At 44.3% G+C, this 10,085-nt stretch carries 8 protein-coding genes; 4 read left to right on the forward strand and 4 right to left on the reverse strand.

Annotation, left to right across the window (positions count from 1 at the left end; translation table 11 throughout):
- Nucleotides 1–98: 98 nt before the first annotated feature.
- Both yqfB and AB4133_RS11635 read left to right on the forward strand, forming a co-directional pair.
- Nucleotides 99–413, forward strand: a complete 315-nt coding sequence (yqfB, locus tag AB4133_RS11630; RefSeq protein ID WP_372224520.1) for a N(4)-acetylcytidine aminohydrolase — start codon at nt 99–101, stop codon at nt 411–413.
- 68 nt (nt 414–481) lie between these two features.
- Nucleotides 482–931 carry a hypothetical protein gene (locus tag AB4133_RS11635; protein WP_017063604.1) on the forward strand — a complete coding sequence of 150 codons (450 nt, stop codon included), beginning with the start codon at nt 482–484 and terminating at the stop codon, nt 929–931.
- Between the two features lie 81 nt (nt 932–1,012).
- Here the strand turns inward: AB4133_RS11635 and AB4133_RS11640 are convergent, their stop codons facing one another.
- From AB4133_RS11640 to AB4133_RS11655, 4 genes are all read right to left on the reverse strand, one after another.
- Entirely contained in the window at nt 1,013–2,251 is a 1,239-nt protein-coding gene (locus AB4133_RS11640; protein WP_372224522.1) for a leucine-rich repeat-containing protein kinase family protein, read from the reverse strand.
- A gap of 115 nt (nt 2,252–2,366) precedes the next feature.
- Nucleotides 2,367–3,941: an ABC-F family ATP-binding cassette domain-containing protein gene (locus AB4133_RS11645; protein ID WP_372224524.1), complete on the reverse strand. Its 1,575-nt coding sequence runs from the start codon at nt 3,939–3,941 to the stop codon at nt 2,367–2,369.
- A gap of 524 nt (nt 3,942–4,465) precedes the next feature.
- On the reverse strand, nt 4,466–5,044 hold the full coding sequence (locus AB4133_RS11650; RefSeq protein WP_017066051.1) for a TetR/AcrR family transcriptional regulator: 579 nt from the start codon (nt 5,042–5,044) through the stop codon (nt 4,466–4,468).
- Nucleotides 5,041–6,477, reverse strand: coding sequence for a coniferyl aldehyde dehydrogenase (locus tag AB4133_RS11655; RefSeq protein WP_017070227.1), 1,437 nt, complete (start codon nt 6,475–6,477; stop codon nt 5,041–5,043). Before AB4133_RS11655 ends, AB4133_RS11650 begins: the two co-directional genes overlap by 4 nt.
- Before the next feature lie 560 nt (nt 6,478–7,037).
- Here AB4133_RS11655 and speA point away from each other — a divergent pair.
- Complete coding sequence (speA, locus tag AB4133_RS11660; RefSeq protein ID WP_065585203.1) at nt 7,038–8,945, forward strand: arginine decarboxylase; 1,908 nt, start codon at nt 7,038–7,040, stop codon at nt 8,943–8,945.
- A complete protein-coding gene (speB, locus tag AB4133_RS11665) occupies nt 8,945–9,871 on the forward strand; it encodes an agmatinase (RefSeq protein ID WP_136973983.1) in 927 nt (308 codons plus the stop codon). Before speA ends, speB begins: the two co-directional genes overlap by 1 nt.
- The last annotated feature ends 214 nt before the right edge of the window (nt 9,872–10,085 follow it).

Below are 10,085 nucleotides of genomic sequence, written 5' to 3' on the forward strand. Positions count from 1 at the left end.
TCGCATCTCGCATCTCGCACCTAATTTTTATTCGCTTGAACACGCATTCTGGTATATAAACATTTACCTAACCTTTAAATGTAAAGCGACCGAAATAAATGACCGCAGCGACCACTATGACGTTCTTCGAACGTTTTGAAACTGACATCCTATCTGGCAAGAAGACGATTACTATTCGTGATGAATCTGAGCGAGACTACCAGCCAGGCAGTGTTGTGGAAGTATCGACGCTAGAGCAAGACCGTGTGTTCTGTAATCTTAAGATCATCAGCGTTGAGCCAATTTTGTTTGATGACTTAGGTGAGTTCCATGCTCAGCAAGAGAACATGACGCTGCAAGTACTGAAAGACGTGATTCAAGATATCTACCCGGGTATCTCTCAGCTGTATGTGGTTTCTTACGAGCTTGTGTAGCCCGCTTTAAATAGAATTTGTTGATCAATACTGCGTCTAACGCAGAGCAATGATAAAGGGAAGCCACAATGAGTGAATTACAGAGCGAAACAGTTCAGCAAATTTTGCTTCAACTTTATTGTCGTGAGCAAAATGAGCAGCCGTTAATCTCTAGAACTGATCTCGACATTGCTCTTTATGATAGCGAAGGCTTTCTAGCGTGGCGTGACACAAGGCGTAACTTTACGGTCAGTGATATCGAGAATCGAGTTTGGGTGAAGAGCTGCCCCGGCGGTTACATCACTGAAGTGCACTTCAATGCTGACGGTTCTTTGATTGAATATCGTTTGTTCGACCGATTTGAAACAACAGGGCAGTGGCAACTAAAAGACGGTTTGTTACACGTCGAGATTCTGAAGGGTGAGAACTGCTACCAGTTTGCTGTTGTGGCTCGTGCTGACCTTAATATTCACTCTGCGGTTGAGTATAAGAGCGGAGAGCTGCATTCGTACTTGAAGCTTGTTCAAGTTGAAAGCTAAACGCTGGTTCGTTTAATTAGCATATAAAAAAGCCAACAGTGATGTTGGCTTTGTTGTCTTCAATCTGACTGAATACTTCTATTAAGCTTCGAAGTTCGCCAATCGAGTATAAAGCTCGCTGTCTTGATCTTGCTTTGCACAAATCGTCAGTAGGTCTTCAATAAAGTACTTCAATGCACGTGCTTCAATTCGGCGAATACCTTGTTGATGTTCTTCAGTTAGGTAGCCGTAGATAGTCGCAGCGCCAAAGTCACCAAAGATCATCTGACCTTGTTCGTTCACTAAAGTGTTGTGAGCGTATAGATCACCATGAGAGACTTTATTGGCATGAAGGTGTTCAAACACATCAATCATCTGCTCTGTAATGCTATTGATTTGAGCAATTGAAAGTTCGAAACCTTCTGGGAAAGTATCACGCGTGCAAGTCTCGAGTGTTGGTGGTAGCCCTAGGTTGTAGTAGCTGTTTGGAATGAGTTCCATCACCAAAGCTAGGTAATCTTGTTCCTCTACTTGGGCGATAGACTTTACTAGGTTGCTATGATGACCAGCCTGCAGACACGCTTCGAGTTCATCGTGTGGGTAACCGTCGCTTGTCACTTCTCCTTTAAATACTTTTACAGCGACTTCCTGTGGGAAATCAAAATCGCCGTTCAACCAGTTAGCATGTGAAATCACGCCAGATGCGCCTTGGCCAAGTACTTGATTCAGTGAATAGCTTTGAGAGCTAACCGCAGGCACGCTATCTAAGCTGCTAGGGTGTTTGCAAAACGGGTTACCCGCAAACGCTAACCAAGCCAGTTTTGGTAGCTTGATAAGGAACTCTGGGAATTCAGTCAACTGGTTTGCAGACAGGCGAACTAGCTCAAGGTTGGATAGGTTTTCCATGCTTTCTGGTAACACGCGAATCTTGTTACCCGCCAATGCCAGTTTCTGTAGTCGCGGTCTTTCACCTAGTGAGCTAGGCAGGGCCTCAATCTCATTGTCGGTCAGGACCAACCAGCGTAATTGAGGTGGTAGAGATACTTCACTTACGGTTTTGATTTGGTTGGTCTTGAAACCGATCATTTCAAGCTTAGGAAGTGACCCAAGAACATCAGGCAGGTGCGTAAACAGGTTATTCGACGCGAAGATAATACGCAGGTTAGTTAGCTTTGATAACTCGGCTGGTAGGTCTGACAGCTGATTACCTGAAAGGTCTAGGATCTCAAGAGAATCTGCAAGCTCTATGATTTCTAGAGGAAACTCGGTGAGACTTTCCGACAGTTTTAAGCGCTTAATACCTTTAAGTTGCCCTGATTTTAATTGTTCTAGAGTATGCAAACCTTAGCCTTATGAATAGATGTTCGAGGCGCGTAGTTTACTTGTCTCAATCAAGAAAGGCGAGTATCCGGAAGAATACTCGCTTAACTAAACTAAGTGAACGAATTTACGAAGGTTAAAGCTGGATATGGTTTTGGCTAACGCCGACCTCCTCAACAAAATCGCTATCATGACTGACCAAGATGAATGCGCCTTGGTATTCACGCAGAGCCGAAGCCAATATTTGCTTCGAGTCGATGTCTAGGTGATTGTCTGGTTCATCTAGCAGCAGTAATGGCGAATCCTGTTTATGGCTGACGATCAACATCGCCAGTTTCATTTTCTCTCCACCGCTTAGGTGAGCTATTTTGCGGTAGACGGAGTCTCGTCTGAATCCAATTCCCGCTAGCAGTGTTCGCGCGTCGCTCTCTGTTAATACAAAGCTATGCGTTATTAAACTATCGAACATCGTATCGTTGGTGTCTAACAGGCCAAAGTGTTGATCCAAATAGACGGTCGCCCCTAAGCGCTTAATCGAGCCTTTATAATTGGCGTGTTGACCGTGAATCGCTTTTAACAGTGTCGACTTTCCACACCCGTTAGCACCGGTTAGATAACACCGTTCCCCTTGTGATAAAGAGAAACTGATTGGCGCACCAGAGCCGTAAATAAGGCGGCAGTTTTCAACGGTTAACAAAGAGCTCTTTTTACTGTTATTACTCTGTTGTAGATACAAGGCCTGTGGTTTTAGTTGTTCCTTTTGTTCTTTAAGAGATTGAAGCTTATGTTGGTTTTGGTCCTTTAAGTTCTTTTGACTAGTGGCTGATGCTCCTTGCGTTCGTCCTGCTTTATCTTTCATCGCATCCAATAATATCTTGGGTTGGCTACCGGACTTTCTGAGTCGATTACCTTGAGACTCACGTTGCTGTGCTTTTTCCTTATTAGCTTGAGCTTGGCGCTCCAGTCGTTTCTTTTCGGATTGGTGATGTGCAATCTGTTTATCTAGTGCATCGGCCTGATTCGACATTTGTTTGAAGTAGTCATCGTAGTTTCCTTTATAGAAACGTAACCCCAAACTGTTGAGATGGTAGATACCTTCCATTTGTCTCAATAAGCTTCGATCATGGCTGACGACAAGTACCTTACCTTCAAACAACTGGCATTGTTCTAGTAGCCAATTGCGTCCGTCGTTATCCAAATGGTTCGAAGGCTCATCGAGGATCAGTATGTCGTTATTTGATACGAATAGCTGATGAAGCTGTAACAGGGCGAGTTGCCCACCACTCAAAGAGCAACAAAGTGTGTTCAAATCACGAGTGATCTTTAATGTACCTAGCAACTGCTGGGTACGCGCCTCTAAATCCCAATCATCGCCAACGATATTGAAGTGATGCAGTTCACAGCTACCTTGTTCTATGGCGCTTAACGCTTCTAACTTTTCGGTGAGTCCTAAGAAGTCAGCGATGGTGATGTTGGTATCCAGTAGCGTTGATGGTAACTGAGAGTAAAAGCCGATTGAACCTTGGCGCGAAACACTGCCCGTTGTGGGCTGTTTTTGTCCAACGAGCAACGAAAGTAACAATGACTTTCCAGCCCCATTTCTTCCGACTAGGCCTGTGAGGCGAGTGCTCAAATTAAAGGTGATGTTTTTGAATAACCACTCACCAGTATCGAGTTGGAATGAGAGATTATTGGCTAATATAGTCGGCATAGAAATACCTCCCTTTACGTGTAAACGAGTAAAAGGGGTGAGGCGCTTTTCTGTGCAAGCATCCTGCTGGATGCTAACAACAGATCGCCAAAGGCGTTACTTAGATAGATGACCAATGAAAGAGAGAAAGCGGTATTGAGATGGTTCCTGTCTTTGAGGTACTGATCTTAAAGATGTTTGTTTGTCAAAAAACGGATCTTTAAGAGCTTGATTTGTCGCGAAAATAGATGATGAAGTAACGCCCACTAACCCCGAGTGTCCAAATGATTTTTATAAAAATAAATCGGATGTCAGGATGTTAGTACTTCATTATGGCGTTATTCTCTTTTGAAATGATGGTGGGATGGTACTGAAAGAAAGTACTCTGAGTCAATATGTTGAGGTGATTAAATTGTGTTCAAATAATTAAAGCGCCTTTGTGGCGCTTTAGTGATCATTATTGGAAATCAGTTGAGTCTAGAACTTATATCTTTGGGTTTAGAGCTTAGAGCTTAGAGCTTAGAGCCTTGGGCTTAAAGCTAAAGCTACTTGGTTTGCCCACCAACGGCGCGCCAACACATATCAAAGCTATCGTTGATGTACTTCGATGTTTGCTCTGGTGGAGACTCGCTTTGTTCAATCAGCCAGTTTGCACAAATCAGAAAGTGGCTATGAATGAAGTGTCTAACAAGGTTAATGTCCAACACCATCAATTCACCATCTTGTTGCCCTTTCAAAATGATCTCGTCTAGCGATGCGAACATCTGTGAAACAATCACTTCTCGAGTTTGAGTCGTTGGGTCGAAATGAACATTGGTGAAGAACTTCATCGCAACCGGATTCTCTAATGCCCACTCAATTCCTGTGATCCACATGAACTTAAAGGTTTGGTAGCGATCTTCTACAGCCACATCAGTGTGCGGTTGAAGGGTCGAGAATAGCTCTAGCTTCAGCTCGCGAAACAGTTCATCAATCAATAGAGATTTATTCTCGAAGTGGTGGAACAACGTCGCTTTTGCCACGCCGGCTGTTTTCGCTATTTGTCCGGTAGATGTGCCCTCTAGCCCTTGTTGAGAGAAGAGCAGGAGTGCAGCATCTAGGATTTTTTGTCTTTTGGTGATCATCTATTGAGTACTTTGAACATCAGTTTCTTGATTGGGTTGTTGTAAGGAGGATGCATTAACTTGGTGAAGTTGATTTTTCCTCTACTTAGAACGGTTTTGGCATGGCTAAGGGTCTTGAAGCCCTCAATGCCGTGATAGTGTCCCATGCCTGAAGGGCCGATGCCACCGAATGGTGCGTCTTCTGCAGCCACATGCACCAAAGAATCATTAATACACACGCCGCCAGAGTGCGTGTCTGATAAAAGCTTGTCTTGGGTTTCTTTATTATGGCTCATTAGGTACAGAGCCAGTGGGCGTTCTCTCTCTGTGATGTAATTGATTGCTTCTTCGATGGAATCATAAGGCACGATAGGCAAAACAGGACCAAACAGCTCTTCTTGCATCGCGAGCATCTCATCGTTCACTTCGGTGAGAAGGTGCGGCGTCATTCTGTGGTTTACATCGTCTTGTGCTTGTTCGGTTACCGTGTGAATAACCGCGCCTTTGGCTTGTGCGTCTTCAATGACACCTTTCAAGCGATTGTATTGGCGCATGTTGATCACTGAGGTTAAGTCTTTGCTCTCAATACCGGCTTTATAAAGCTTCTTGAAATAACGCTTATAGGCTGTGATGAACTCGTCTGATTTTTCTCGCGGCAATAAGATGTAATCAGGCGCTACACATATCTGGCCAGCGTTTAGACTCTTGGCAAACAAGATACGTTCAACAGCGTCAGCTACATCAAAGTCAGGGGCAATGATGGTTGGAGATTTGCCGCCTAATTCCAAGGTAACTGGTGTTAAGTTGTTAGCCGCTGCTCTCATAACGTGTTTACCCACAGCGGTTGAGCCTGTGAAAAGGATATGGTCAAACGGCAGTTGGCTAAATTTAGCGGAAACGTCAGCTTCGCCTTCGATAATCGCAACCTGATCTTCACTAAAGCCTTCGGCCAACATCGCTTTTAAAACTCGGTTGGTCGCTGGAGTAAACTCCGACATCTTGAGCATCGCCGTGTTGCCCGCTGCTAACGCTGTGATCAGAGGGCCTAAAGAGAGCATGACTGGGAAGTTCCAAGGCACGATGATACCAACCACACCTACTGGCTGATAATGCACAGTAATCTTGGCTGGTGTTAGCATCAAGCCGGCTTTTCGACGTGAAGGCTTCAACCACTTCTTCAGGTTTTTATCACTGTAATTGATCTGGTGTAGGGAAGGGGTGATGTCAGCAATTAAGCTGTCGTGCTCTGCTCGATGGCCATAATCTTCTGATACCGCTTCAATTAACTGCTCTTGGTAGCGCATTAATAGTTTTTTCAAGACTGAGAGATCATTTCGTCTCTGATCAAGTGTTGGATTAACGTTGTTACGGTAGTGATCTTGTTGTCGGTTGAATATTTGATCCATGTCGTTGGTGCTCGACGTGTTTGGTTCAAGGTCTAGATTATGGCTCATAGTATCCCCTAAATTCGAAGGCTGACCGATTGGTTGGTCAGTTAAAATTACAAGAAGATTGAACCGAATACAAGATATGCGCGAGAAAAGTTCAAAAATTGAGCGGTTACAACATTGAAGTGAGCGAGTTCTAGTAGGAAGAATGAAGTGTTTATCGGCATCGAATCGCGGGACACAAGCTGTGTTGGTGATAGCGAGAGTTCAGATTGTGAAGTGCTTATATTTGTCACAACTCTGACTTAACCTCACTCAATTTACTAAAAATCTTTTGGTTTCTGCACATTTTTTCTCCCTAATTTAATGTGAGAAATTGCTTTATATTTAATGCGCTTCAGCCTGTTTTTACCCTAAAACCTTGTAATTCCTTACCTGTCATTTTAAGTCGATCTGTCGATAAAAAAACGTAATCGTCACCACAAATATCAATGGTTGGACTCGCTCTTAATAATATCGGTTAATGCAGCCAACAAATCGTTTTTGAACGCTTTTTGTTGGGTTATACCTCGCTATTCCAAAGAGGTATCTTCTGTCGATGGCCCTATAGTGTGAGGTCTCTAGAATTGGAAAATTCGGTTAATTTGGAACGCATCCGTGCTGAGTATAATGTAAAGCACTGGAGCCAAGGTTTTTATGGAATTGATGATAACGGTGAGGTGTATGTTTCACCGAGCGAGACGGATCATCAAGTCCCACTAAGTAAGATCGTAAAACAGTTAGAGCAAAGAAATATTGGTTTACCTGCTCTTGTGCGTTTTCCTCAAATAGTGCATCAACGTGTGCACAATATCTGTAACGCATTTAACCAAGCGATCGACGAATATCAGTACGACAATCGTTACCTACTTGTTTATCCGATTAAAGTTAACCAACAAAAAGAAGTGGTTGATGAGATCTTAGCGAGCCAAGCTCAATTAGAGCAAAAGCAGCTAGGACTAGAGGCGGGCAGCAAACCTGAACTATTAGCGGTATTGGCGCTGGCTCAAAAAGCGAGCTCTGTGATCGTGTGTAACGGTTACAAAGACAGAGAATACATCCGTCTTGCGCTGATTGGCGAAAAGCTAGGCCACAAAGTCTTTATCGTTCTAGAGAAGTTGTCTGAGCTTGATCTTGTTCTTTCTGAAGCGAAAGCACTTGGCGTAAAACCTCGTTTGGGTTTACGTATTCGTCTTGCTTCTCAAGGTGCAGGTAAATGGCAAGCAAGTGGTGGTGAGAAGTCGAAATTCGGTTTGTCTGCATCACAAGTGCTGACTGTTATCGAACGCTTGAAAGCCGAAGACCAGCTGGATGTACTTGAACTCGTGCACTTCCACCTAGGTTCACAAATGGCAAACATTCGTGACGTGCGAAATGGCGTGAGTGAAGCGGCTCGTTTCTACTGTGAACTGCGTGATATTGGCGCTCAACTGAAGTTCTTAGATGTTGGTGGTGGCTTGGCAGTCGATTACGACGGCACGCGTAGCCAATCTTCAAACTCAATGAATTACGGCTTGCTTGAGTACGCTCGTAACATCGTGATGACAGTAGGGGATATTTGTAAACTCTACAATCAGCCACAACCTGTGATTATTTCGGAGTCTGGTCGCTCACTGACTGCGCACCATGCTGTGTTGATCACCAACGTGATTGGTACTGAAAGCTACTCACCGGAAGATATGGCTGCGCCAGAAGCAGACGCACCACTGTTGCTAAACAACATGTGGAAGAACTTCTTAGAGCTCGATGCTGGTAATGATGACCGTGCGTTGATTGAGATCTATAACGACACTCAGAGCGATATTGCAGAAGCGCACAACCAATTTGCGACCGGTATGCTGAATCTTCAGCATCGTGCTTGGGCAGAGCAAATGTCTTTGCGTATTAACTACGAGCTTAGCACTCGCATGAGCACAAAGAACCGTTACCACCGTCCTATTTTGGATGAGTTGAGTGAACGTTTGGCCGATAAGTTCTTCGTGAACTTCTCACTATTCCAGTCATTGCCAGACGCTTGGGGTATTGATCAGGTGTTCCCTGTATTGCCACTGAGCGGTTTAGACAATGCGGATGAGCGTCGTGCTGTAGTGTTGGACATCACTTGTGACTCTGACGGTACGATTGACCAGTATGTTGATGGTCAAGGCATTGAAACAACATTGCCAGTGCCAGCGTGGAACCCAGATGAACCATACCTAATGGGCTTCTTCTTAGTAGGCGCATACCAAGAGATCTTGGGTGATATGCATAACCTATTTGGTGATACGCACAGTGTCGTGGTGAACGTTGATGAGAGCGGAGAAGCGAACATTGACTACATCAACGAAGGCGACACAGTAGAAGACATGATGCGTTACGTTCATATCGATATGGACCTAATTCGTCAGAAGTACAAAGAATTGGTCACCGCGAAAGTACCAGCGCAAGAGCAGCAAAGCGTACTTGAAGAGTTAGAGCAAGGCTTGATGGGTTACACCTATCTTGAGGATTTTTAATGAACGATCTATTTACGAAACCAGATTACTCGTTGTACTCCAATGCGATGACGTTTATGCGTCGTCCATTGGTGCAAAACCCAATCGACAACGATGCTGATGTGGTTGTGTTGGGCGCGCCGTTAGATATGGCGACGTCTGGTCGTCCGGGTGCTCGTATGGGACCTGATGCGATTCGTCGTGCGTCAGTAAACTTGGCGTGGGAAGGTAAAAAATTCCCTTGGGACTTCAATGTATTTGAACACACCTCGGTCATTGATGCTGGCGACCTTGTGTTTGATTGCGGTGATGCAGAAGACCTAACTCAACGTTTAGAAGCAGCTGCTGATGCGATTCTAAACAGTGGTAAAACTCTGTTAGGTTTAGGTGGCGATCACTTCATTACACTGCCTTTGTTAAGAGCATATGGCAAGAAGTACGGTGAGATGGCTCTGATTCACTTCGACGCGCACACTGACACTTACAGTCAGGGTAGTCGTTACGATCACGGTACTATGTTCTACCATGCGCCAAATGAAGGTTTAATTTCGCCTGAACATTCAGTGCAAATTGGTATTCGTACAGAGTACAAGCAGGAAGGGCACGGCTTTAACGTTATTAACGCGATGCAAGCGAACGACATGAGCGTGGACGATATCATTGCTCAAGTGAAAGGTATTGTTGGTAATAAGCCAGTGTACTTAACGTTTGATATCGATTGTCTGGATCCTGCTTTTGCTCCGGGTACCGGCACACCAGTATGTGGTGGTTTGAACTCAGATAAAGTGCTCAAAATCATCCGTGGCTTACAGGGTATCAACATGGTTGGTATGGACGTTGTAGAAGTGTCTCCTGCCTATGACCAAAGCGAAATTACGGCATTGGCTGGTGCGACGATTGCTCTCGAGCTGCTTTACGTCTGGACTGCAAATCGCCTTGCTAAATAGTTGTGTGTCATTGCTAACAGCATAACGCTATATACTGATTTTAAAGCCCACTAAGGTTCAACTTAGTGGGTTTTTTTGTTTTGTCGAGCAACAAAAATTCTATTCTCGCATCTCAGTAAGTAGTCTTTTCTTGGCTGTGAACTAATAGGCTAAAAGGCTCGTATTCTACGGTCTATCTCATGATTTGTGAGCGAAAAATCATCACATTGATTCT

The sequence above is a fragment of the Vibrio sp. 10N.286.52.F8 genome, assembly GCF_041468745.1.
Taxonomy (GTDB): Bacteria; Pseudomonadota; Gammaproteobacteria; order Enterobacterales; family Vibrionaceae; genus Vibrio; species Vibrio crassostreae_C.